Here is a 23,473-nt window from a genome sequence, read left to right on the forward strand (position 1 = left end):
GTTGGTTCCGGCGTACATCGCTGAGCCTGAATGCCAGCAGATGATCGTGCGCAAATGAAATCAACATGATGTCGCGGTCGAGTCAGCCGTGCATTGATCGGATGTAGGGAGTGCGGCATGCCCTTTGATGTCATCGTTATCGGAGCCGGCGCAGCCGGAGCTGTTCTTGCTGCCCGGCTAACCGAAGATGCTGCCACGAACGTGCTTTTGCTGGAAGCGGGGCCGGACTACCGGAGCGGCGAGCAACCTGCCGAGATGGCGAGCCCAAATCCCTTCAACCTGCTTCTTCCCGACCATTTTCAGCAACAATACATGTATCCCGACCTGATGGCTCGTCGCACGAAGCGGCAGGAACACCGGGTCTACTGGCGCGGCAAGGGGCTTGGCGGTTCGACGGCCGTCAATGGGCAGATTGCCATTCGCGGTGTGCTCCATGCATTCGACCGCTGGGAGGAAATCGGATGCAAGGGCTGGTCGGGAGCCGACGTGCTGCCCTTCTTCTGCCGCCTGGAGGATGACCCGATCGCGGCCAATTTTCACGGCAGCGGCGGCCCGATTCCGATCTACCGCGCGCCTGTCGAAAGCTGGGGCAGCGTCGACAAGGCCATGCGCCAAAGCGCGATGGCTCTCGGCCATCCCTGGCATGACGATCTCAATGCTCCGGATGCCGAAGGGGCTTGCACCTATCCCATCAACAGTCGAGCCGGCAAGCGCGTGTCGGTCAATGACGGCTATCTGGAAGCTGCCCGCGACCGGCCGAACCTTACCATCATCGGGCAGGCGACGGTGGACAAGGTGCTTTTCGATGGCAGGAAAGCGATCGGCGTTTTGGCCATCGTGGCCGGGCTAGTTCGCAAATTCGAGGCGCCGCTGGTCATCGTCTCGGCCGGCGCCATCCACTCTCCGGTCATCCTGCAGCGCTCGGGCATCGGTCCTGCGGCTCTCTTGAAACGAAAGGACATCGAGGTGCTTGCCGACCTGCCGGTCGGCGAAGGTTTCTTCGACCATCCTTATTGCCGCATCGAACTGAAGCTGAAGCCGGGATTCAAGGCGACCGATGTCGACGCGCGGCATACCAACTGCTGTGTGCGGATGAGTTCGGGCGTGCCGGGCGCTGAGCGCGACGACATTCTCTACGTCGCCATGAACCATGGCGGCATCGGCGTGGAGTCCGACAGCGCCCAGTTCGGCGAGGCGATGGTCAATCTGATCCTGATGGAGGCCAAGAGCCGCGGCACCGTGCAACTGCGTTCCGCCAACCCTTTCGACCAGCCGCTCGTGGAAGAGAACATGCTGGACGATCCAATGGATCTCCAGCGCATGCGTATCGCCTATCGCCACCTTGGCGAGATTGCCCGGCAGGCGCCGATCCAGGCGATCGCCGAGCGCGTCCTGCTGGGGGATTCCGATCTGCCTTTGTCATGGCTCGAAACGGCAAGCGACGAGGAGGTCGACAATTTCCTGCTGGCGCAGTCTTCCGATGCGCAGCATGGGATCGGAGGCTGTTGCATGGGAAGGCCCGGCGAGGCCGTGGTCGATCCGGAATGCCGGGTCTACGGTTTGGAAGGACTGCGGGTTATCGATGCGTCGATCATGCCGCTCGATTGCCAGGCAAACACCAATCTCACCTCGATCATGATTGGCGAGAAAATGGCCGACAGCCTGCGCCGGTCCACCTGACAGCTCGAGGGCAAGCCCGCGCACAAGGCGCGGGCCTTGGAGTCAGCGGGTGATATCCACGGTAATCGTCTTCAGGTCGCACATTTCCATCAGCGTGTGCCGACCCCCGGTGCGGCCGAGGCCGCTCTGCGTCCCGGCGGCGCCGCCGGCAGGAATATGCGGCTCCCAATAACAGCTCATCTCGTTGATGTTGACGATGCCGACCTTCAGGCTTTCAGCAAAGGCAAAGGCGTTCTTGATGGTGCTGGTGAAGACCGCGGCCGACAGGCCGTAGGGGCTGGACGCCGCAAGTTCCATCGCCTCCTCATCGGTCTCGAAGATCAGCACGGGTGCGATCGGCCCGAAGGATTCCTCGACATTGAGCAGGCTTTCCCGGGTCAGTCCTGTGACGATCGACGGCTCGAAATAGAGATTGGTGGCAAAACCCGACGCCACATTGCCGCCGGTGACGATCTCGGCGCCACGCGCGCGGGCGTCCGCGATGTGGCTGAGTACCTTGTCGACGGCCACCGCATTGTTGATCGGACCCATCGTCGTCGCGGGATCGAAAGGGTCGCCCATTTTCACCTGCGCGGCCGCTTTCACGAGACCTTCTATGAAACGGTCATGGACGGATTTATGCACCAGCACGCGTTCGGTGGCCGTGCAGATCTGCCCGGCATTGGCAAAGCAGCCGGCCCCGACCTGGGCGGCGGCCATGTCGATATCGGCATCGGCCAGCACGATGGTCGGACCGTTGCCGCCCATTTCGAGCAGAAGCGGCTTGCCCGCTCCACGCCGGGCGATCGTCGCGCCTGTGACAGAACTGCCGGTGAAGCCGATGGCATGGGTGCCCGGATGAACGACCGCCTCGTCGCCCACCTCCGCACCGTCACCCAGAACGAGATTGATGGCGCCGTCCGGCAGGCCCGCCTCGATGAAGCATTCGACAAGTGCCGTGGCAATCAGCGACGTCGTCGGCGCCGGCACCCAGACGACGGTGTTGCCCGTTGCGATGGCCGGTCCGAGATAATAGAGGCAGGGCAGGGCGAGCGGGAAATTCCAAGGTGTGATGATGGCAAAGACACCCTTCGGCTGCAGGAAGCTGAAGGCGCGCTTGTTGGCATCGGCAAGCGGAAACGCCGCCGTCTCCAGCCACTTCATCTGCTCTGCCGCATTGCGGAAACCGAGAGCTGCCGCCGATGCTTCGGCCTTTGCCTCGCTGTGGAAGGGTTTACCCTGTTCCAGGCAGAGCAGGCGCGCGAGTTCCTCGGCGCGCCTGTCGATCGCGTCGGCGATGCGCATGCACAGTTGAGCGCGTGCGAAGGTTCCCATCTTGCGCATGGCCTCGCGTGCGCCTTCGGCGGCTTTCACCGCGCGGCCGACATCGGCGCGGGTGGAAAGTGAGAGATAGCCGAGGTGCTCGCCCGTCGACGGACTGTCGATTTTCAGGAACTTGCCGGAGCTGCCGGCAATCCACTCGCCGCCGATACGGTTGATGCCGATGCGGGCGGCTGCTTCCGGCTCCGAGACGATCGCCATGCCGCGCAGGTTGGGGCCTTCGAGAGAAGATTTGAAATGGACTGTCATCATGCGTTCCTTTGGCCGAATTCGGATTGGATGTTCAAAATGGCGGCGCGGCTGCGTTCCACGGCTGCGATGAAAAGTCTGCTGCCGGCCTCCGCGCCCGCCTGCGACGGCGTACCGATGACGCCGTTGCCGCGGATGGCTTCGAAACGGCGCCAGACGGTGACGGCAGGCGCGGCGTAAAGGTGAGGATCCGGCCAGGATGGCGGGGTGCCGCCCGGCGGGATGAGATCGCGGCGAACGCTGTCGCCAAGCACATGCATCATCAACGAGGTTTCAAGCGCGCAAGCGTGACCGGTGCCTGTAGCGGCATCGGGCAGGGCCTCCGCCGCCACGTCGGCGATGAGATCGAAATACGAGAAACCCGCGGTGACGATGCCACGCTGGCCAAGGGTGGTGATCGCCACCTGGATCGCGGCGCGGTTTCCGCCATGGCCGTTCAGCATGACCGGCAGGAAGCCGTCTTCGGCAAGGCAGGTGCAGAGATCGACGAGAACGGCGATGAAGGTCTGCGGGCTGAGGCTCATGGTGCCGGAGAAGGAGCGATGATGCTCGGACGAGCCATAGGCGAAAGGTTCGGCGACACGCATGGAGGCCTGTCCTTCCGCCGCGGCGAGCGCAACCGCTTCCGCAAGCCAGCAATCGACGCCGAGCGGCAGATGGGGGCCATGTTGCTCGACAGCGCCGAGCGGCAGAATGACGACGGGTTTATGCACGCCGGCTGTCGCGTGTCTTTCCGTATCCGGCGAGGTCATCAGCGCAAAGCTGGACCCAGGCGGGATCGGCAATGCCGGAACTGGCTCGCTCATCGTGCTGCCTCGACAAGCCGGGCCTTGGCGTAGGTCATGCCGGAATCGGCCAGGAGAGCGACCATGATGATTGCCCCCTTGTAGAGTTCGAGGCTGGACGGGTCCGTGCCGAACACCCGAAGCGCCGTCGTCAGCAGGCTGACGATCAGGGCGCCGACGACCGCGCCCCACACCGTTCCCCGTCCGCCGAAGATACTGGTGCCGCCGAGCACGGCAGCGGCGATCGCGTCCAGAAGCAGCGAGGTACCACCGATATTGGGCGTCACGACAGGCACCCGGCTGATCATGATCACAGCCGTCAGGAAGACGAAGATACTGGAGGCGCAATAGACGAGGATCGTGTGTTTCGTCACCGGGATGCCGGCAAGTTCCGCGGCCCCGGCATCCGACCCGAGCGCATAGGTACGCAGCCCGAAACGGCTGTGCCGCATCAGGATTGCTGCTACGGCGACGATCAGCAGTGTTGCGAAGATGACATTGGGAATGCCGAAGCTGCGCTCGATGCCGACCGCGCGAAGCGTCGGATCCTTCAGCATCAGGACGCCTTTGGAGGCAACCGCAAGCGTTGCGCCCTGCAGCGCGACCATTGTGGCCAGTGTCGTCACGAAGGGCGGTATCTTCAACAATGCGATAACGGCGCCGTTCGCGAGGCCGATCACCACCATCACGGCAAAGCCGACGAGCAGGGCAAGCGGCAGGCCGGCGCCGCCGTCGATCAGGCTGGCGATGAAGACGGCGCAGAAGGCGACGCCGACGCCGGCGGACAGGTCGATGCCCGCCGTCAGCAGAACGATCAGAGCCCCAAGCGCCAGGATGGCGATCGGGGTCGCCTGGGCGACGATGTTGATGAGGCTGGCGGTTGAAACGATGCGGGCGTCGATGAGCGCGAAGATCGCCAGCAGGATGACCAGCAGGATCAACGGCGAGAGGTCGAGAAAGCGCCTGCACCAGATGTTCTGTTGGCGGGTCATGAGGATCCTCTCATCGGATGTGCCAATCTTCGACCGGTTCGCGCAGGCCTGATTTGACGCTGCGCAGGATGGCATCATTGACGGCGACGGCGCGCAGGGCGTCGCCGACCGGCATCACGAAAGGGGTGTCGTCGCGAACCGCCGAAATGAAATGGTGGACCTCCTCGAAGAGATCCCCGGTGATACGGCCATTGACGGTCGGCCAGTGCAGGGCGTCGGGTTGCGACCACTGTCCACGCGACAGGATGCGTAGACCGTGGTCGCGCACGTCGAGGTCGATCATGCCTTCCGTGCCGATGATTTCCGTGCGTGCCCAGATGCCGGTCGGAACGGTCGGTGGCAGCGTCCAGCCGAAATAGAGCTGTCCGCTCATTCCGTTCGACAGCTCGACGGTGGAGAAGATCGCGTCTTCGGAGCGAACCCCGAGCGAAGGCATGAGCTTGGCGACGGGCCGAGAGTAGACGGCGATGATGTCCGAACCTGAGATCCATTGCAGCGCATCGACGTCGTGCACGCCGAGGTAGAAGCAGACGCTCGAGTTTCCGTTCATGCGAAGACCGACTTCGCGATTGGTGAAACGGCCGCTGCTGCCGTGGATCGGCTCGCCGATCCGCCCGGATTTCACCGCTGCCGCGGCCTCGCAATAGCGCGGGTCGAACCGCAGGATGTGGCCGACCAACAGGCGCGCGCCGTTTCTCTCCGCCGCTCTGGCAATCGCCTTGGCAGCGGAAAGATCGTGAGCCATCGGTTTTTCGAGCAGCACCGGCTTGCCGGCATCGAGCAGCGTGCGGCAGACGTCTTCATGCAGCGCGTCGGGTGCCGCCACGATATAGGCGTCGGCGGCATTGGCGGCCAGCGCGGTGGCGGCATCGCGGAAATGCCGGGCACCGAAATCCGACGCGGCCTTGCTCCCCGTGGCAGCATTCGGATCAACGAATGCCGACAGTTCCGCGACAGGGCTCGCGGCAACCACCTGCGCATGCAGGAGACCCATGTAGCCGGCACCGACGATGGCGATCTTCAGCTTGCTCAAAGGGTTCTCCTTACAGGCATGGTGCAAGGTTGGATGCTGGCCGGGGTGCGCAGGCTGGTGGCGTGATCGTGCGATCACCGAAGGCCAGCGTCATCACGTCTTCTTCCGTCGCCCCACGAGCCAGCGTGCCGACAGAGTGGCCTTCGCGCATGACGACGATGCGGTCGGCAACGCCGAGAACCTCGGGCAACTCGCTCGACACCATGAGGATCGCCGCGCCCTCGGCCTTCAATCTTGCGATCAGGTGATGGAGTTCGGACTTCGCGCCGACGTCGACGCCCCGTGTCGGCTCGTCGAGCAGGATGATCTTCGGTTTGGTGGCAAGCCATTTGCCGATGACGACCTTCTGCTGATTGCCGCCCGAAAGCTCGATGGTCATTTTGTCGGGCTGGGCCGGCCGCACGCCGAGTGAGCCGATGAGATCGCGGGCGAGTGCCAGGATGCGGCGAGGTCTCAGCAGGCCGAAGTGACTGTTGTCGCGAATCCAGGCGAGGGACAGGTTGTCCCTGATCGACATCGTGCCGACGAATCCTTCCAGGTGCCGGTCTTCCGGTATGTAGACGATGCCGGCGCGATTGGCGGCCTTGGTGTCGCCGCCGGTCTGCTGCCCGCCGAAAATTCTGAGCGTGCCGCCATGCATGGTCTCGAGGCCGGCAATCAGCCTGAGCACCTCGGAGCGGCCGCTTCCCATCAGGCCGGCGAGCGCGACGATTTCGCCCCTGCACACGCTGAGCGTGGCCGACTTCAAGAGCTTGCCATCGGAGATGTTGCTGATTTCGATCGCGGTTTCGCCGACTTGCGCTTCGAGATAGGGGAAGATGTCGCCGACATCGCGCCCGACCATCATCGAGACGATCTCGGCCTCGCTGGTCTGGCGGGTCTGGCGCTCGCCGATGAAGCGCCCGTCACGCAGAACGACGACGCGGTCGCACTGGCTGAAGATCTCTTCCATCTTGTGCGAGATGTAGAGGATGCCGGCGCCGCGAGCTCTCAGCCTGTCGATCAGGTCGTAGAGCTGGTCGCGCTCGCGGTTGGAGAGCGCGCTGGTCGGCTCGTCCATGATGAAGAACCAGGCATCGGACAGAACGGCACGGGCAATTTCCACCATCTGCCGGTGCCCGACGGAAAGTGTTCGCAGCTCCGCGCCAATGTCGATATCGAGCGACAGCTCGTCCATGATGGATTTTGCATCGCGCCGCATCCGAGCCCGGTCGAGAAATCCCAGGCGGGTATGCGGTTCGCGGCCGATGAAGAGATTCTCGGCCACCGTCAGGTCCGGCGAAAGGCTGAAATGCTGATGGATGACGCTGATGCCCCTGGCGTCGCTGGGGGAGTGGAACTGGACGGCGTTGCCGTCGATGATGATCTCACCCTCGTCCGGGCGATGCAGACCGGAAATGCACTTCACCAGCGTCGATTTCCCGGCCCCGTTCTCGCCGGCAAGTCCCACCACCTCACCGGCCGAGACGGCAAAGCTGACACCGTCGAGTGCTTTGACGCCCGGAAAAGACTTGCCAAGCCCGCGCAAGGCGATGCTGTGTTTGCCGACCGGTGTTGCGGCGATGTTGCGGGGCGACGGGGTGGACTTGCGGCCACCGGTCTTGAACAGGGCGGCGACACTCTCCGGCTGGCTGGTAAGAACGGCCACCAGAATGAGGCTCGCGGTCACGAAATAGATCAGGATCTGCGGCACCTGCAGGAAGGACAGGCCGGTGTTGATGACGCCCAGCAGCAGCGCCCCGATCGCCGTTCCCCAGATGGAGCCCTGGCCGCCGGACAGTTTCGTGCCGCCGATGATCGCGGCTGTAATGGCTGTAAATTCGAGCCCGGTGCCGGCAAGCGGCTGTGCCGAACCGAGACGACCGATGGTGAGTATCGCGCCGAGCCCGGCCGTCGCACCGGCAATCAGGTAGACGGAGATGCGCACGAGGTCGACGGGAACCAGTGAGGCCCGCGCCGCGCCCGCATTGCCGCCGACCGCATAGATCCAGCGTCCGTAGACCGTACGATTGAGCACGAACCACCAGAGGCCCAGGCAGATGGCGGCGATGATGACGGAGACCGGCAGGAGGCCGATCGTCTCGCGTCCCGCGAAAAGCAGGACCGGATCGGCGACCGCGATGCTGGATGCGCCGGAGAGGCTGAGCGCCAGGCCGCGCGCAAACGCCATGGTGGCGAGCGTTGCGATGAATGGGGAGATGCCGGCAAAGCCGATCAACGTTCCATTGAGCAGACCGATTGCGGCACCGCCACCGATCGCGGCGAGAAGGCTCAAGCTCGCCGAGCCGGTTGCCGTGTAGGCAAGACCCGCGGCGATGCCGGAACAGGCAAGATTGCTGCCGACGGAAATATCAATGCCGCGCGCGATGATCACGGCCGTCATGGCAAAAGAGATGAGGGCGATGACCGCACTCTGCTGCGCGATGCTGACAAGATTGCCGGTCGACAGAAAACGCGGATCGATCCAGCCGAAGACGGCGATGGCGACCAGCAGCACCGCGATGAGAACCGGTTCGTTGCGCCGCAGTAACGGAGAGGTCCAGGACTGGAACATGGGTCGGTCCTCTTATCGAGCATCATGCGGTCACCACGGAGCGGCGACGGCGATCGTCAGGAAAAGGGGACGCCGGATGATACGTCATCCGGCGCTTGAGCCGCTCTAGGCTGTTACTTTGCCAGGGTCATGGCGGTCGCCGGAACCTTGGGACCGAGTTGCTCGGTATAGTTCTTGGCTTCCACCGCCTCTTTGTCGGTGTTGATGTATTCGAAGGTGAGGCCATCCGCCTTGAGCTTCGCGGCCGTCGCATCCGAGGTCACGAAATAGGTCGGCATGTAGAGATCCTGCGGCAGCTTTTCGCCGTTGGCCAGACGAGCGGCAACGGCGATGTTCCAGTAGCCGACACGATAGGCGCCGGTCAGCACGTCCATCACCATCTTGCCGTCGTCGATCAGCGGCTTCATCTCGGCGTCGCCGTCATAGCCGCCGTAGAGCAACTGAGTTCCCATCGAGCTGGCAACGGAATCGGCGGCCAGGCAAAGGCTGTCGGAGATGCAGCCGATGGCCTTCAGATCCGGATAGGTGGTGAGCCAGGTCTGGGCGGCATTGGTTGCCTTGGCTGCGTCCCAGCCGGTCGGCTCGATGCCGACAACCTTGATGTCCGGAAACTCCTTTTTCAGGGTTTCGACAAAGCCTTTTTCGCGCGTGTCGGACACGAAGTTGCCACGCGAACCGACGAGCAGGGCGACTTCGCCCTTGCCGCCAAGCGACTTGCCGAGCGCGCGGGCAACCATCGACATGTTGTCGTAGTCCGGATAGAGCGTCGAGTAGTTCGAGCCGGCCTCGACCTTGTTGCCCATGGTGATCACCGGAATGCCGGCGGCGGTGGCTTTCTGGATGACCGGAATGACCGCGTTCTTGTCGATCGGATCGATCAGGATCGCGCTGACGCCTTGATTGATGAAATTCTCGATGATGCTGACCTGTTTTTCCAGACTGCCCTCGGCGCTCTGCCAAGTGGATTTCACCCCATAGTCGGCGGCAGCCACGTCGCCCGCTTCCTTCATGCGGACGAAGAAGGAGTTCTGCAGGTCGATTGCCGCAAGCCCCAAAACCTTTTCCGCGGCAAGCGAGGGCGTCGCGATGGCGAGTGCGAGCAGAGCAATGGATGCTTTCAGGGAAATGCGCATGTTTCAGTTCTCCTCTTGTTGCGACAGGACGATTCTTCGCCTCTTTTTCATGTCCCGCACGACGACCGTCCCAGTGACAGGCATTCCGGCGGTATTTCGCGGCACTCGTGCCGTATTCATGTCAGGGCCGCGTCTGCGTGGACCGGCCTTGCTCAACCTCAGCCATTCAGGCCCTCGACACCGGCGCCACAGACAAGCCCGGCGATGCGGGCGCCGCGCGGTGGCTTGAAAGCGCCGCTCATCAAGGCGGCCAGCGATGCCGCGCCGCTGAGGTCGGCGGCGATGCCGAATTCGAACCAGAGCAATTCAGCGGCCTTCTGCATGTCCGCATCCTCGACAAGGACAATGTCGTCGACGTGCTTGGCGACGATCTCGTAGATGCTTTCGTCCGTGCGGCCGCAGGCCATGGTCGCCACCTTCGTCGTTATCTCGGGCAAGCGAACCACACGGCCGGCAGCCAGGGAGGCGTGAAGGGTCGGTGAACCGGTCGGCTCGACACCGATGATCCTGGCTTCGGGTTTGACGTGCTTCAGGACTTCGGACATGCCGCTGATGAGCCCGCCACCGCCGATCGCGACGATGTAGATGTCGGCATCGGGAATTTGATCGATCATCTCCAGCGCCACGGTTCCCTGACCGGACACGATCTGCGCATCGGCGAAGGGATGCATGTAGAAGGCGGCGCTCGCCTTTGCCTCGGCCAATGCCGCCTCATGCGCTTCATCCCAGACATTGCCTTCGAAGCGAACGTCAGCCCCACATTTGCGCAGCTTTTCCGCCTTCAGCGGGCTTGCATTGTTCGGCAGGTAGATGGTGGCGGGAACGCCGGCCCGGGCAGCCACATAGGCGGTGGCCAGGCCGTGATTGCCACCGGATGCGGCGATCAGTCCGTTTTCGATCCGGCTTGGCTCGAGCGTTTTAACCCGGTTCGTGGCGCCCCGAATGTTGAAGGAGCCGCTCACCTGGAGGCATTCCAGTTTCAAATAGACATCATTTTGAAGGTTTGCGCCCGTGGCATGGTCGAGCTTGACGACCGGGGTTCGCCGTATGAAGGGGGCAATGCGCCGGGCAGCCGCCATGATGTCCTCATGGCTCATCGGTCAGTGCCTCCGGATATTCGTTGGCAAGCACGAAGCAGCAATTCCCCGGACGCACGCGGCCGGGCTGACGCTTGGCGAAAACGATGCCGTCGATGGGGTGAAGGAGATCGATGGGCGCGCGTGACGGCGTGTGGAGGAAGTGAATGCGTCCGGCAAGGTCGCCTTTGCTGACGGCACTGCCGAGCGGGCTCAAGGGTTCGAAGACACCGTCCTCCTCGGAAAGCAGATAGCCTTCGCTTCCGGGAACCTTGAGCACGCGCGCGTTGGCGCCAGGGGCGATGTCAGGCGCGCCATTCAGAACGCCTGCATGTTTCAGCACATTGCGGATGCCCCTACGGCAGATGGCCAGCGCATCCGGACTGACAAGGCCGCCGCCGGCCATCTCACTGCCGATGACGATCAGCCCCTGGTGGTTGGCGGACGCGGTCGAGGTCCGGGTTTCACCGAGATTGTCGACCATGACAACGGTCGGCGCCCCGAAGGCGAGCGTCGCCTTGATGTTCTTGCGATGCCCTTGCGCGGTCGGGGAGGGCTCGATGATCGCGCTCGGCAGGATCATCAGGGACGAACCGCCGGAATGGAGATCCAGGAAGTAGTCGGCCATCGGAAACAGGACGTCATGCACGTAAGCCGCGATCTGGCTTGTCAGCGTGCCGTTGAAATCGCCCGGGAAACTGCGGTTGAAATTCAACCCGTCGACCGGGGAGGTGCGGGTGCCGGCCTCGACGGCCCGAATGTTGATGGCCGGAATCGCAATGATGCGTCCGGCAATATCCCGTGGATCGATCTCGCGCAGAAGCTCGCCGAGCGCGATCGGCCCCTCATATTCGTCGCCGTGGTTGCCACCCTCGATCAGGACCGTCGGACCGTCACCGTTCTTGATGACGGCGAGCGGAACGCGGACCGTGCCCCAGGCATCGTCGTGCGGCGATTGAGGCACATGGAAGAAACCGATCTGCTTGCCCTCGCGATCGAAATCGACCGACGTGTAAACACTGTTGTTCCGGGGAATGATGGTTGCGCGCACAGTGTTTGCAGGTCTCTGGACGGTCATCGGGTCGGCCTCGAAATTCATTGTCCCCGTCATCATGTCAGTTTTATATATGGTGTCAAGTTTGGATATAAAACCAATGGCAATTCCGATTTCTTGTCTCTATCGTGCGGGACCACCGGGGATTCTTCGAATGGCAGATGATGCAAAAGAGAGTGGCAAACCGACCTATTCGGCCCCGGCGCTGACCAAGGGTCTGGATGTCCTGGAACTGCTGGCGGAGGCGCGGGCGCCCTTGACGATGAAGGAGATCGCGGAAGGCCTCGGCCGTTCGAAGAATGAGATTTTCCGGATGCTGATCGCGCTGCAGGAGCGTCAATATATCGAGCGCAACGCCGAGACCGACGCCTATTCGTTGACCGACAAGCTTTTCAAGCTGGGGCTGCACACGCCGAGCGCTCAGGATCTCATGTCCGCCGCCATGCCCGAGCTGACGCAGATTGCCGGGGACTCAAATCAGTCGCCGCACCTGGTCGTCTTCAATCATGGCTTGACCGTCGTGACCGCGGCCGCTCCCGGCGGCGAGGACATGGCGTTCACGCTGCGCCTCGGCTACGGCCGCCTGGCCACCGACGCGACCTCCGGCCATGTGATACTTGCCTTCCAGTCACCAAAGGTCGCAGCGCGGATGATCGATGAATGTGCGGCGCATTCACCGGCGCCGCTGGATCGTGACGCGCTGGAAAAGCAGCTTCGTACCATCCGCGCGGACGGCTACTGGATGCGCGAGAGCCGTGACTTCGTCGGCATCACCGATATCTGCTGTCCGGTCATCGGGCCGGACGGCAGTGCCGTCGCCTCCATCATCGTCGCCTATATCAATCGCCATACGCGTGAAAGCCGCCATGCCTATACTCTGGAGGTCCTGCGGGCTGCCTGCGATCGCATCTCCATGAAGCTGTCACCGAGGGTTCGCTAAGGGATCGTGATGCGCTGAGGGCGCGGCGAAGCACCGTCCGCTGGCCGTTTGCACCGGATTGATAATACCAGTATAGGTCCAGTCAGGAATGTTTTGATCCTGGGTGCTTCTCGCGCGGGAGGAAGGGCAATGACAACCGTGAACCTGATCGGGCTTGTCAGTCGGGAAATGGAAGCGACAGCGTCCGATGTGCCGCTTTACAGACGGTTGAAATCGGCGATCGAGGCGGCGATCCGCTCCAACGCGTTGAAAGCCGGCGCGGTTCTGCCAGGCGAGCGGGTTCTGGCGGAAGCCCTGTCGATCTCGCGAGTCACTGTGAGAAAGGCCCTGGCGCTGCTCGAAGAGGAAGGGCAGCTCAATCGCCGGCACGGTTCCAAAACCGAGATCGGGTCGCGGGTCGAGAAATCGCTTTCGACGCTGACGAGCTTTTCGGAGGACATTCTGGCGCGCGGCCTGAAGCCTGGATGTCTATGGCTTTCCAAGCAGATAAGCCGTCCATCCCCGGCCGAAATGATGGCCCTGGGTATTGCGGGCAATACCAATGTGGTTCGCATGCGTCGTGTGAGGACGGCCGATGGCGCGCCGATCGCCGTCGAGGTCTCGGCCGTGCCGGTTCGCTTCCTTCCTTCGCCCGAGATGGTTCAGGATTCCCTTTATGAAGCGCTTGATGCACGCGGCTTCCTGCCTCAGAGGGCAATCCAGCGCATGCGCTCGCGCGGCGCGTCGCTGGAGGATGCAAAGCACCTTCATTGTGACGCGGGCGCACCGCTGCTGATGACCGAGCGCCGCTGCTTTCTCCCCGACGGACAGATCGTGGAATACTGCGAGACACGCTACAAAGGCGACGTCTACGATTTCGTCTTCGAGCTGCAAAGATAATACCAGTTATGAACTGGTTGTAATCTGGTATTTTCCATTTATCGTGATGGCGACAAGGGAGTGCCGACGTGCAGCGGGAAGACATCGCCAACAGTCTCATCGTGTCCTGCCAGCCGGTTCCCGGCGGCCCGATGGACAGTGCGCAATTCGTGACGGGCTTTGCCAGGGCCGCTGTTGAAGCCGGAGCCAAGGCCCTCCGCATCGAATCCGTGCCCTATGTCGCGGCCGCCCGCCTGGCCGTCCGCGTGCCGATCATCGGTATCGTCAAGCGCGATCTCACCGACAGCCCCGTGCGCATCACACCCTATCCGGCCGATGTCGAGGCCCTGGCCGAGGCGGGCGCCGATATCATCGCTTTCGATGCGACGGAGCGTGTCCGTCCCGTTCCTGTCGAAGCGCTTGTGAAAGCCGTCAAGGCCAGGAACAAGCTGACCATGGCCGATTGCTCTTGCCTTGACGATGCGCGCCGGGCCCTTGCCGCGGGTGTCGATTTCGTCGGCACGACGCTTTCCGGCTATGTCGGCGGGCCGGAGCCGCAGGATCCGGATATCGCCCTCATCGCTGAAATGCGAACCCTGACCCCCTACGTCATTGCCGAAGGGCGTATCCGGTCGCCTGAGCAGGCGGCTGCCGCCGCGCGCGCCGGCGCCTGTGCCGTGGTTGTCGGCTCGGCGATCACCCGTACCGAGCACGTCACCTCATGGTTCCACCAGGCGCTTTCCGACGCCTATGCGGCGAGGGGCGCGCAAACCGCCCTTGGCACAAGTGTCCTGGGCCCAACCGTTCTGGGCCCATCCGTCCTGGGCATCGACATCGGGGGAACCAAGACGATGGCCGCGCTGGTCAACGATGGCACGGTGGTCGAGGACATGATCGTGCCGACTGCGCGAGAGGCTGGACCCGAGGCCTGGCTTGCGTCCTTGGCGCAAAGTACGTCGGCCTGGTCGAGCCGCTTCAGCCGCATCGGCATTGCGGTGACCGGACTGGTGCAGGATGGACGCTGGTCGGCATTGAATCCGGCAACCCTTGGCATTCCCGACGGCTACCCGCTGGTCGAAAGAGCATCCGCTGTTTTCGGCAAGCCGGTCTGTGCGTTCAACGATGCCCAGGCGGCTGCCTGGGGCGAATACAAATTCGGCGCCGGGCAAGGTCGCGACATCGTCTTTCTGACCATCTCTACCGGAATTGGCGGCGGCATCGTTTGCAACGGCCGATTGCTGTCCGGTCTAGCCGGTCACTTCGGTCTGATCCGTGGTCTGTCTGAAGACCGGGCTCCGCTCGAAGACAGCACGTCCGGCCGCTGGATCGCTTCGGAGGCCCTCAAGGCCGGTTCCAAGGCGGACGCCGCCGATGTGTTCGGACACGCGCTGAAGGGCGAGGACTGGGCCGGCGCCATCGTCTCGCGAAGCGCCTCGCGGGTCGCGGCGCTGTGCCGGGACATTCAGATGATGTTCGATCCGAAATTGATCGTCATCGGTGGCAGCATCGGTCTTGCAGAAGGCTATCTCGACCGGGTGCGCGCACATCTGAGCGAGGTCCCGCCGCGCCTTTCCCCCCATCTCGTGGCGGCGAAGCTCGGAGGCCACGCCGGCGTCATCGGTGTTGCCGATCTTGCCGAATGGGCAAGGTAACGGCGCCCCGGTCGTGTCATGCAAAAATCATCAAAAAAGAAGGGAACGATCATGAAATTGAGCAGGACATCTTTTGCGCTTATGGCCACCCTCCTTGCGGGGACGGCTTTGCCGACCTTTGCCAACGCAACCGTGACCGTGCTCGGCTGGCCTGGCGGCTCCGAGGAAACCGCACTGCGGGCAACCGTGGAAACCTACAACAAGCAGGCCAGCGATGCCGACAAGGTGGAACTGCTGTTCTTCAACCGGGAAGGCTTTTACGACAAGCTGCAGGCTGACATGGCGGCCGGATCCAGTGCCTTCGACGTGAACCTCGTCGCCACCTACTCGCTCGGTCGCTACGCGCCCTATATGGAGCCGGTCGATCTTGGCGCGGACGCGGCCAAGATTTTCGGCGAATCCGTTCTCAAGACGATGCAGTTCGACGGCAAGCAATACGGCGTCCCGACAGACCTTTCGTTGCACTTCATGTACTACCGCAAGGATCTCATCGACGCCTTGATCAGGGATGACGCCGCCAGGAAGACCTATGGTGAAATCGCCCGGAAATATCTCGGCAAGCCCCTGCAGCCGAAAGACCCGGATAGCTGGACCTGGGACGACTGGGCGGCCACCGCCCTCTATTTCACCAAGCAGGTGAACCCCGACAGCCCGGTGCGTTATGGCACGGTCCTGCAGATGAAGAACCTGCTGTTCAACATGATGGTCTTCCAGTCCCTGCCGCGTTCCTACGGCGGCGACTGGATGGACAAGGACGGCAATGTCACGGTGGATTCCGATGCCTACAAGACCGGCCTCGAACTCTACAAGAAGCTCTATGATGCCGGTTCTTCGCCCAAGGATTCGCTGAGCTACGAATATGCGGAAACCAACGCGGCCTTCGCATCCGGCCAGGCCGCGACGGCGCTGCAGTGGAATGCCGCGGCGGCGGATCTGACCAGCACCGAAAAATCCCCGGCCGTCGCCGAGGTGACCGGGATCGTCGCGCCACCGGCAGGTCCCGACGGACGCGCCGATCACATCCACGGCCTTGGTTTGGGCCTTAACAAGAACGCCAAGAACAAGGAAGGCGCCGTCAAGTTCCTGAAGTGGCTCGCCACCGAGGATGCGGCCTTGCTCTATGCGCGCAGCGGCGGTTCGCCGGCATTGTCTCCCGATGTCGTCGCCAAGGTTGCGAAGGAACGTCCCGACCTCGTCAAGCTCGGCGAATTCGCCAGCAAGTACGGCTATGTCATGACCGGAGCGACGTCCGCGAGTGCGCTCCCGGTCTATGAACTGCAGGCAAAGGAGTTCACCGGCTACTGGTCCGGCCAGCAGAGCCTCGAGGATGCGCTCGCCCACACCAAGGCGGGCATGCAGGACCTTCTCAAGAAATGAACCATTTGCCGGACGCCGGGTCGAGGCCCGGTGTCCGGCGCGTTTGGCGGATCGACATGGCCCTTGTGACACGTGCCGAAGGCAGGATGTATCTGACGCCGCTGGTCGGCTTCCTGCTTCTGTTCCTCGGCTTTCCGGCGATCGTCAATCTGATCTATTCCGTTTCGACCGTCACATTCGAGACCTTGCGCAGTCCGGTGTTGAGCGGTTTCGGTAACTATGTCGCGGTGTTGAACGACCGCGAATTCTGGAGCTCGGCCTGGTTCTCGCTGCGCTTCGGTATTCTTACCGCATCGGCGGAATGTCTGATCGGCCTTTTCCTTGCCATCTTCCTGGCGCCGCTTCTGAGCAAGCGTCCAGTCCTGATGGCGCCGTTGATGCTGCCGCTGATGGTCGCACCGGCCATGGTCGGTCTCATGTACCGGCTGGTGCTGCATGAATTCGCGGGCCCCGTCCCCTACTATCTCTTCGAATGGTTTGGCGACAGCCCGGCCTTCCTCGACATCGACAATGCCTTCCGCACCCTTGTCGTCGTGGAGACGCTACAATGGACGCCTTTCGCCTTCCTGCTCTTCTACATGGCCTATTCGGCCATACCGCTCGACGTGCGCGAAGCCTCCTCGCTCGATGGCGCATCACCGTTTGAGATCGTCCGCTGGATCGATCTGCCCTTGATGAAGCCGACGCTGGTCATCGCGTTTTTCATCCGTTTCATCGACGGTTTCCGGGTGTTCGACAATGTCTATGCGCTGACCGGCAGTGGCGCTGGCGGTTCAACGACGTCCTTGTCGATCTACATCTATCAGGCCTTCTTCAAGGAAGGGGCTATCGGCAAGGCGGTCGCCGCTTCGGTTATCCTGTTCCTGGCGTCGTTCATCGTTCTCCACGGCCTTAACCGGCTTGCCGGCCGCAGGAAGCGTTGACGATGGTCAGGGCACTGCGCTGGATCGTTTTTGCCATCGCCGTGCTGGCGATGAATTTCCCCATTATCGTGACGCTGATCACATCGCTCAAAAGCCAGCGCGAGCTTTCGACGAACCCCGGTTTGTGGATCAGCCAACCGACGCTCGACAACTATCTGGAGGTTCTGACGCAGACCAGCCGCTTCAACATCTATGCCTACCTGCTGAACAGCACCGTGGCGGCGCTGATCGGAACCGGCCTTGCGATCGTGCTCGCGTTCCCGGCTGCCTATGCGATCGCGCGTAGCGAGGCGGGAAAGCGCTTGGTCCTGCCGATCGTCATCAATCTTCGCGCCGTGCCGCTGATCATCTTCGCGATCCCGCTTTACATGATGTACCAGTGGCTGGGCCTGCTCGATACGCGGATCGGGCTCGGGCTCATCCTGACCATCGTCAACGCGCCGCTTGCGCTCGTCATCCTGGTGAACGCGATTTCAGATGTACCGGTCGAACTCGACGAGGCGGCGAAAGTCGATGGCGCAAGTTCCTTGCAGGTGATGATGATGATCGTCCGGCCCGTCATCCGACCGGCGCTGGTCACGACCTTCATCTTCGGCTTCATCACCGCCTGGAACGAATTCCTCTTCGGCCTCATGCTGACAACCAGCCGTGCCGTCCCGATGACGGTCGGCGCATCGTTTTTTTTCGCCGCAAGCGGCGGCGGCGTAAAATGGGGAACCGCTTCCGCGGTCATGATGCTGGGCGCCTTGCCGCCGGCCTTGCTGGGTCTTGTGATGTATCGGCAGATATCAGGATCCATGACCGCTGGAGCGGTCAAAGGCTAAAGCAAGACGAAGTTCGTCGTTCTGACTAGTTGGGCAACCCTATCCGACAGGGCGAGCGCACTTGTCAGGCCAGGTGACTCGATTCCGAAAAGACTGATCAGCCGTCCGGACTGATCTGCCAGAATGTCGAAATCGCCGAACTGCAACCCGTTCGTTTTAGGCCGCAGCCCGCAATAGCTCGGCTCCAGTTCCCCGTCCCTCAGCCCCGGCCAATAGCGTCGGATGGCCGCGTAAAATGGTGTGGCCCGAGTTGCGTCGACCGCGTAGCCGACCTCATCGACGGGCTCGACGTCCGGCCCGAAACGAACCGATCCGGCCATATCCAGCGTCAGGTGAACTCCGAGGCCGCCTGGTTCCGGAACCGGATAAACAAGATGGTTGAAGGACGGGCGGCGTCCAAGCGCAAAGTAATTGCCTTTGACGTAGGTGACATCTGGGATTTTGCCGCCATGCCCGCCCGCAAGGCTCCGGGCAACCAGATGGGCTAACAATCCGGCCGCATTGATGACCAGATTTGCGGCGATCCTATAGCCTTCCATATCGCCGCCAAACTGGAGCTCGCAGCCCGTTTCGGCGACGCTGCCGCCGAGAACCGGCGCGCGAAACGCAAAGGTGGCACCGGCATTCTCGGCATCGCCCTGTAGCCCCAGCATCAGCGCGCGGCTGTCGACGATCCCCGTGCTTGGGGACAAAAGCGCGCCGGCAACGTCCAGTTCAGGTTCAAGCCGTTCCACATCCGCGCGGCTGAGCATCTCCAGGTCCGCAACACCATTGTCCGCAGCCTTGGTCCGGATCCCCTCCAGAATCGGCAACTCCGCGTCGCTGGCGGCGACGATCAGCTTGCCGATGCGTTTGTGCGGAATCCCGCGCGCTTTGCAATAGCGGTAAAGCGCGTTCTTTCCTTCGACGCATAGCTGCGCTTTCAGGCTGCCCTTCGGATAGTAGATGCCGGCATGAATGACCTCGCTGTTGCGGCTCGACGTGCCCAGCCCTGGGCTGTCCTCGGCCTCCACGACAAGAACTTCGCGTCCCTCGAGCGCCAGCCGCCGCGCAATCGCCAGGCCGACGACGCCGGCGCCGATGACGATGCAATCGACTTTCTCGTCGGGGACCCCCATCGTCATTCGCCAGCCCCTGGGGCACAATGCAGGACGTGCAAGCAGGCCTCACCAGAATTCCGGCCCGCCGAAAGCACCACAAGCATGACATGTCACTCCATCGGCCGTTTCTGTCCGAGCGTGCAACGAAATAAGCACCGCGATTGCGGCAAATACCATAATGTTGGTGATCGACGAAGCGCATAGAGCTCCGGCTTGACGCCATAGCGCAGTGCGCTCCAGGCGACCGATGGCATGGTAGGCGTGGCGCCGGGTAGAACGAGATATTCGGGCCATTGAGCGACAGCACGAAGGCTACGATCAGGCTGCCAAATAAGCCCGACCATGCAGGAATGCGTCATCGCCATCGATTATCGAGGCACGCCGGACAAGCTGGTCGCGGATTTCATTTCGGTGGTAAACCGCGTCTCCCAAGGCCACGATAGCCAAGTTGCGATGTAGTGGCGCGCCATGTTTGTCGTGTCCATGTCTTCGGATGCGGTTCGGCTTCGATCCTGCTTGGCCCGCATGCAGGGTCAGTATGACCGCAGCCTCGCCGCTCCAGGAACGCATTCGCAATCAGCTTCGGGCTCAGTTCTTCGAGCGAATTCAAGTCGGTGAGCGGATCAACGAGGCGGAGGTCGCGGCGACCCTTGGCGTCTCGCGTACACCTGTTCCTCACGCTCTGGTGCAATTGCAGGCGCGAAGGGGTCGTAAGTTACGAGCCCAACCGCGGCTTTCGATTGCTCGAAGCGACCCAGCCGGGCGCTCGCCAAGGTGGGATCGCTTTCTCTCGACGAGAAAGTGATGCGCGACATGGCACTCGGTGGTCCTGGATGGGATCATCCGCGAGCGGGCACTGCTGGCGCGCTACAATGCGACGCCGGGCTCGCTGACCTCGACGTTGCGCCGGCTGATGCGCGACCAACTCGCCGAACCGTCTCCCGAAGGCCGACATCGAAAGGCTGCTGCGCGAGATCAACGGCGAGGCGGATGAGCGGGACGATCAAGCCGCTTGAATTCGACGGCGCGTGCCCGCCGCAGCCCAGCTGCAAAAGCGCCGGTTCAATGTTTGATTCACTGAACCGCTCCAACTCATTGTTTTTGCGCGGCTACTGAAGGAAGGCCGCTGCACGCCTTTCCTGGAGTTGCGCTACAGAAATTATCCCCGGCCCAGGATCATCTCCGCTGCCCGGTGCCCGATCATCATGCTGGGGGCATTGGTGTTGCCGCCGATCAGCTTCGGCATCACGGACGCATCCGCGACCCGCAAGCCACTGATACCGCGCACCTTGAGCGTTGCCGGGTCGACGACGGCCATCGCATCGGTCCCCATCTTGCACGTCCCCACCGGATGATAGACGGTGAGCGCTTCGGCACGCAGATAGGCGAGGATCTCGTCATCGCTGCGAACATCCTTGCCCGGCAGCATCTCCGTCCCCCTGATCGGGTCGAACTCGGATGCGGCAAAGATTTGACGCGCGATCTTGATGCCTTCGACCAACACCCTGGCGTCCTCGTCGTTCGAGAAGAAGCGATGATCGATCAGCACATCCCGGTTCGATGCCTGGCCTGACAGTTTGAGTTCGCCGACGCTTTTGGGCCTGAGCACGCAGGTGTGGATTGCGTAGCCATGGCCGTACTCCACCAGCCTGCCGCGATGGCTGCGATAGCCGGGCACGAAGTGGAACTGGATGTCGGGAATGCCGTTCGCATACTTCGTCCGGGCAAAGCCGCCGGCTTCGACGTAGTTGGTGGTGAGCATGCCCTTGCGGCCGGCAAAATACCGGAAGGGCGCAGCCAGCACGCGGGGCAAGTTGGGCAGCGACAGGCCGAGCGTCTTCGTGCTCGAGGAGCGGACCGTGATCATGCCGTCGATATGGTCCTGAAGGTTCTTGCCCACGCCCGGCAGATCGACAACCGGCTTTATACCGATCGCCTGCAGCTCGGCGGCTGCGCCGATGCCGGACGCCAGCAAGATCTTCGGTGAATTGATCGCCCCGGCCGAAAGCACGATTTCGCGGCGGGCCGACAGCGTCTTCTGCTCGCCCTTGTACCGCACCCGTACCCCTGTCGCGCGCCCCTCGGCTATATCGAGGTCGATCACTTCGCATTCGCTGAGGATTGTGAGATTCTTGCGATCGAGCACCGGGCGCATGAAGGCGGTGAAACTGCTGAAGCGCTGGCCGCGATCCTGGGTGACATTGTAGATGCCGAGGCCGAACTGGCTTTCGGCATTGAAGTCGCTGTTGGCCGGAAGACCGGCATTGTTGCCGGCCTTGACGAACATCGACGACAGCACATTCGGATCGCGCGGCTTGTCGACCAGCAGTTCCCCGCCTGTACCGTGGTAGTGCGGGTCCTGGCCAAGCAGGTTGCGCTCGAGCTTCTTGAAGACGGGAAGCACGTCGCTGAATGCCCAGCCTGCGCAGCCGAGTCGCGACCACTCGTCATAGTCCTGCGCGGCGCCCCTGATGTAGACCATCGAGTTGATGGAACTGGAGCCGCCCAGCGCCTTGCCGCGATTGACCGGAATCCTGCGGCCGTTGAGGTTGGGCTGAGGCACGCCGACATAGCAGTAGTCATAGTTCGGATTGCCGTAGAGCGAGAGGATGCCGGCAGGCACCTTGACCCGCAGCCCGCTATCGCTGCCGCCGGCTTCGATCAGGCACACTTTGTGGGACGGGTTGGCGCTCAGGCGATTGGCAAGGACACAACCGGCCGAGCCTGCGCCGATGACGATGTAATCGTAGTCAAGATTTTCGGTCTGCATGGCCAGCCCCTTTGAGAATGGAGATGCCGGGGCGGCGCGCGCCCCGGCTGAGCGGCTCATTGCAGAAGCTGCGTCCAGACCTTGGTGACGAGTTCCTGCGCCGCCGGCGAGCAGGCCTGGCCCATCTTGACGGGAACGGTCGGGAACAGCTCCGGAGCGTTCTCCTTGTTGTAGAGCGCCTTGCTCTCGTCGATCTTCACCGGCGAAGAGTGGCCGTAATAATTGTACTGCGCCGTCGCGTTGTCGATCTGGGTCATGAAATCGATGAACTTCTTGGCGTTCTCGATATTGGCCGCGCCCTTCGGCACGACATAGGAATCCAGCCAGCCGACCAGACCTTCTTTCGGCATCGCGTATTCGACATTGGCCTTGTCGTTGCGGCGAAGCCTCATGGTGTTGCCGTCCCACCAGAAATGGGCGGTAACCTCGCCGCTGCCGATGCGGTTTTCGATGTTGTCGCTGGAATAGGCCGCCACGAATGGCTTCTGCGCCAGCAAGAGGTCGAGCACGCGCTTCATCTCCTGCGGGTCTTCGCTGCAATATTTGATGCCGAGATAGTTTTCCGCTGCCGGAATGACTTCGTCGGGCTGCGCCAGGCTGGCGATCTTGCCGCGCAGCTCCGCCGGTGGCTCGAAGTAGGTCTTCCAGCTGTCGACCGGGCCTTTGTAGAGGTCGCGGTTGACGGTGTAGCCGGCATTGCCGAAGGCGAGCGGGATCGAATGATTGCCTGTCGCATCCCACCACGGTTTCTGCCAGTCCGGCAGGACTTGGCTGTAGGCCGCCATCGAGCTGGCGCCGAAATCCTCGAGCAGCCCACTATCGATCATGATCTTCACGAAGTGCTGCGAAGGCGTGACGATGTCGTAGCCCGACGAGCCGGCCTGCAGCTTGGTCAGCAGGTCCTCGTTGGATGAGAAGGCGTCGACCGTGACCTTTATGCCAGTTTCCTTCTCGAATTTCGTGACCATCTCGGGCGAGATGGAATCCGCCCATGCGTAGATGGCCAGGCTGCCCTCGGCGAGAGCGGGCACGCTAAAGGCGAGGCTCATGGCACCGGCCATGGCGAGCGCTGCAATTTTGGTCGTCATGTCATTCCCCTGTTTGTTGTTCTCCCAGGGGCGACGATAACAAACCGTCGGGTTCGATAAATTCG

General features: G+C 62.4%; 18 protein-coding genes. 7 read left to right on the forward strand and 11 right to left on the reverse strand.

Translation table 11 applies throughout. The features are described from left to right. The first annotated feature begins 117 nt into the window (after window positions 1-117). Window positions 118-1,680: a GMC family oxidoreductase N-terminal domain-containing protein gene (locus EOB59_RS16795; RefSeq protein WP_127380972.1), complete on the forward strand. Its 1,563-nt coding sequence runs from the start codon at window positions 118-120 to the stop codon at window positions 1,678-1,680. Window positions 1,681-1,722: 42 nt separating this feature from the next. On the opposite strand, the gene EOB59_RS16800 is transcribed toward EOB59_RS16795, so the two are convergent. The 8 genes from EOB59_RS16800 to EOB59_RS16835 form a co-directional block, all read right to left on the reverse strand. Continuing rightward, window positions 1,723-3,249 (reverse strand): aldehyde dehydrogenase family protein, encoded by a 1,527-nt coding sequence (locus EOB59_RS16800; protein WP_127395838.1) that lies wholly within the window; start codon window positions 3,247-3,249, stop codon window positions 1,723-1,725. Then, window positions 3,249-4,055: a creatininase family protein gene (locus EOB59_RS16805; RefSeq protein ID WP_127271522.1), complete on the reverse strand. Its 807-nt coding sequence runs from the start codon at window positions 4,053-4,055 to the stop codon at window positions 3,249-3,251. Before EOB59_RS16805 ends, EOB59_RS16800 begins: the two co-directional genes overlap by 1 nt. Continuing rightward, window positions 4,052-5,026, reverse strand: coding sequence for an ABC transporter permease (locus tag EOB59_RS16810; protein WP_023809451.1), 975 nt, complete (start codon window positions 5,024-5,026; stop codon window positions 4,052-4,054). The genes EOB59_RS16805 and EOB59_RS16810 overlap by 4 nt, the downstream gene beginning before the upstream one ends. A 10-nt stretch (window positions 5,027-5,036) precedes the next feature. Beyond that, a complete protein-coding gene (locus tag EOB59_RS16815) occupies window positions 5,037-6,059 on the reverse strand; it encodes a Gfo/Idh/MocA family oxidoreductase (RefSeq protein WP_127809674.1) in 1,023 nt (340 codons plus the stop codon). Between the two features lie 10 nt (window positions 6,060-6,069). Further along, window positions 6,070-8,613 carry an ATP-binding cassette domain-containing protein gene (locus EOB59_RS16820; protein ID WP_127809675.1) on the reverse strand — a complete coding sequence of 848 codons (2,544 nt, stop codon included), beginning with the start codon at window positions 8,611-8,613 and terminating at the stop codon, window positions 6,070-6,072. A gap of 113 nt (window positions 8,614-8,726) precedes the next feature. Next, a complete protein-coding gene (locus EOB59_RS16825; RefSeq protein ID WP_013530435.1) occupies window positions 8,727-9,746 on the reverse strand; it encodes a sugar ABC transporter substrate-binding protein in 1,020 nt (339 codons plus the stop codon). A gap of 158 nt (window positions 9,747-9,904) precedes the next feature. Then, the gene (locus tag EOB59_RS16830; protein WP_128288823.1) at window positions 9,905-10,843 is read right to left on the reverse strand and encodes a threonine/serine dehydratase; all 939 of its coding nucleotides are present in this window, start codon (window positions 10,841-10,843) and stop codon (window positions 9,905-9,907) included. Further along, entirely contained in the window at window positions 10,833-11,936 is a 1,104-nt protein-coding gene (locus tag EOB59_RS16835) for a succinylglutamate desuccinylase/aspartoacylase family protein (RefSeq protein WP_245486661.1), read from the reverse strand. Before EOB59_RS16835 ends, EOB59_RS16830 begins: the two co-directional genes overlap by 11 nt. 40 nt (window positions 11,937-11,976) lie before the next feature. On the opposite strand from EOB59_RS16835, the gene EOB59_RS16840 reads away from it, so the two are divergent. The 6 genes from EOB59_RS16840 to EOB59_RS16865 all read left to right on the forward strand — a co-directional run bounded on the left by EOB59_RS16840 (window position 11,977) and on the right by EOB59_RS16865 (window position 18,450). Continuing rightward, window positions 11,977-12,816 (forward strand): IclR family transcriptional regulator, encoded by an 840-nt coding sequence (locus EOB59_RS16840; RefSeq protein WP_164749416.1) that lies wholly within the window; start codon window positions 11,977-11,979, stop codon window positions 12,814-12,816. A 129-nt stretch (window positions 12,817-12,945) separates the two neighbouring features. Beyond that, the gene (locus tag EOB59_RS16845) at window positions 12,946-13,695 is read left to right on the forward strand and encodes a GntR family transcriptional regulator (protein WP_128288824.1); all 750 of its coding nucleotides are present in this window, start codon (window positions 12,946-12,948) and stop codon (window positions 13,693-13,695) included. 68 nt (window positions 13,696-13,763) lie between these two features. After that, complete coding sequence (locus EOB59_RS16850) at window positions 13,764-15,326, forward strand: putative N-acetylmannosamine-6-phosphate 2-epimerase (RefSeq protein WP_127396150.1); 1,563 nt, start codon at window positions 13,764-13,766, stop codon at window positions 15,324-15,326. Between the two features lie 81 nt (window positions 15,327-15,407). After that, window positions 15,408-16,703, forward strand: a complete 1,296-nt coding sequence (locus tag EOB59_RS16855; protein ID WP_245486662.1) for a sugar ABC transporter substrate-binding protein — start codon at window positions 15,408-15,410, stop codon at window positions 16,701-16,703. A 56-nt stretch (window positions 16,704-16,759) separates the two neighbouring features. After that, window positions 16,760-17,626 (forward strand): sugar ABC transporter permease, encoded by an 867-nt coding sequence (locus EOB59_RS16860; protein ID WP_127399326.1) that lies wholly within the window; start codon window positions 16,760-16,762, stop codon window positions 17,624-17,626. Window positions 17,627-17,628: 2 nt separating this feature from the next. Next, a complete protein-coding gene (locus tag EOB59_RS16865; RefSeq protein WP_127321544.1) occupies window positions 17,629-18,450 on the forward strand; it encodes a carbohydrate ABC transporter permease in 822 nt (273 codons plus the stop codon). Here the strand turns inward: EOB59_RS16865 and EOB59_RS16870 are convergent. From EOB59_RS16870 to EOB59_RS16885, 3 genes are all read right to left on the reverse strand, one after another. Next, complete coding sequence (locus EOB59_RS16870) at window positions 18,447-19,574, reverse strand: NAD(P)/FAD-dependent oxidoreductase (RefSeq protein WP_245486663.1); 1,128 nt, start codon at window positions 19,572-19,574, stop codon at window positions 18,447-18,449. The genes EOB59_RS16865 and EOB59_RS16870 overlap by 4 nt on opposite strands. A 1,135-nt stretch (window positions 19,575-20,709) precedes the next feature. Then, a complete protein-coding gene (locus EOB59_RS16880; protein WP_128288827.1) occupies window positions 20,710-22,320 on the reverse strand; it encodes a GMC family oxidoreductase N-terminal domain-containing protein in 1,611 nt (536 codons plus the stop codon). Window positions 22,321-22,376: 56 nt separating this feature from the next. Then, window positions 22,377-23,408 (reverse strand): extracellular solute-binding protein, encoded by a 1,032-nt coding sequence (locus tag EOB59_RS16885; protein WP_128288828.1) that lies wholly within the window; start codon window positions 23,406-23,408, stop codon window positions 22,377-22,379. Between the last annotated feature and the right edge of the window lie 65 nt (window positions 23,409-23,473).

Source organism: Mesorhizobium sp. M7A.F.Ca.MR.176.00.0.0 (assembly GCF_004023165.1).
Lineage (GTDB): Bacteria > Pseudomonadota > Alphaproteobacteria > Rhizobiales > Rhizobiaceae > Mesorhizobium.

Coding starts and splice junctions, on each gene's coding strand:
- EOB59_RS16820 (WP_127809675.1), bottom strand. CDS start 8,613: ATGTTCCAGTCCTGGACCTCTCCGTTACTGCGGCGCAACGAACCGGTT.
- EOB59_RS16860 (WP_127399326.1), top strand. CDS start 16,760: ATGGCCCTTGTGACACGTGCCGAAGGCAGGATGTATCTGACGCCGCTG.
- EOB59_RS16855 (WP_245486662.1), top strand. CDS start 15,408: ATGGCCACCCTCCTTGCGGGGACGGCTTTGCCGACCTTTGCCAACGCA.
- EOB59_RS16865 (WP_127321544.1), top strand. CDS start 17,629: ATGGTCAGGGCACTGCGCTGGATCGTTTTTGCCATCGCCGTGCTGGCG.
- EOB59_RS16870 (WP_245486663.1), bottom strand. CDS start 19,574: ATGACGATGGGGGTCCCCGACGAGAAAGTCGATTGCATCGTCATCGGC.
- EOB59_RS16800 (WP_127395838.1), bottom strand. CDS start 3,249: ATGACAGTCCATTTCAAATCTTCTCTCGAAGGCCCCAACCTGCGCGGC.
- EOB59_RS16810 (WP_023809451.1), bottom strand. CDS start 5,026: ATGACCCGCCAACAGAACATCTGGTGCAGGCGCTTTCTCGACCTCTCG.
- EOB59_RS16840 (WP_164749416.1), top strand. CDS start 11,977: ATGGCAATTCCGATTTCTTGTCTCTATCGTGCGGGACCACCGGGGATT.
- EOB59_RS16845 (WP_128288824.1), top strand. CDS start 12,946: ATGACAACCGTGAACCTGATCGGGCTTGTCAGTCGGGAAATGGAAGCG.
- EOB59_RS16835 (WP_245486661.1), bottom strand. CDS start 11,936: ATGATGACGGGGACAATGAATTTCGAGGCCGACCCGATGACCGTCCAG.
- EOB59_RS16795 (WP_127380972.1), top strand. CDS start 118: ATGCCCTTTGATGTCATCGTTATCGGAGCCGGCGCAGCCGGAGCTGTT.
- EOB59_RS16805 (WP_127271522.1), bottom strand. CDS start 4,055: ATGAGCGAGCCAGTTCCGGCATTGCCGATCCCGCCTGGGTCCAGCTTT.
- EOB59_RS16880 (WP_128288827.1), bottom strand. CDS start 22,320: ATGCAGACCGAAAATCTTGACTACGATTACATCGTCATCGGCGCAGGC.
- EOB59_RS16830 (WP_128288823.1), bottom strand. CDS start 10,843: ATGAGCCATGAGGACATCATGGCGGCTGCCCGGCGCATTGCCCCCTTC.
- EOB59_RS16885 (WP_128288828.1), bottom strand. CDS start 23,408: ATGACGACCAAAATTGCAGCGCTCGCCATGGCCGGTGCCATGAGCCTC.
- EOB59_RS16825 (WP_013530435.1), bottom strand. CDS start 9,746: ATGCGCATTTCCCTGAAAGCATCCATTGCTCTGCTCGCACTCGCCATC.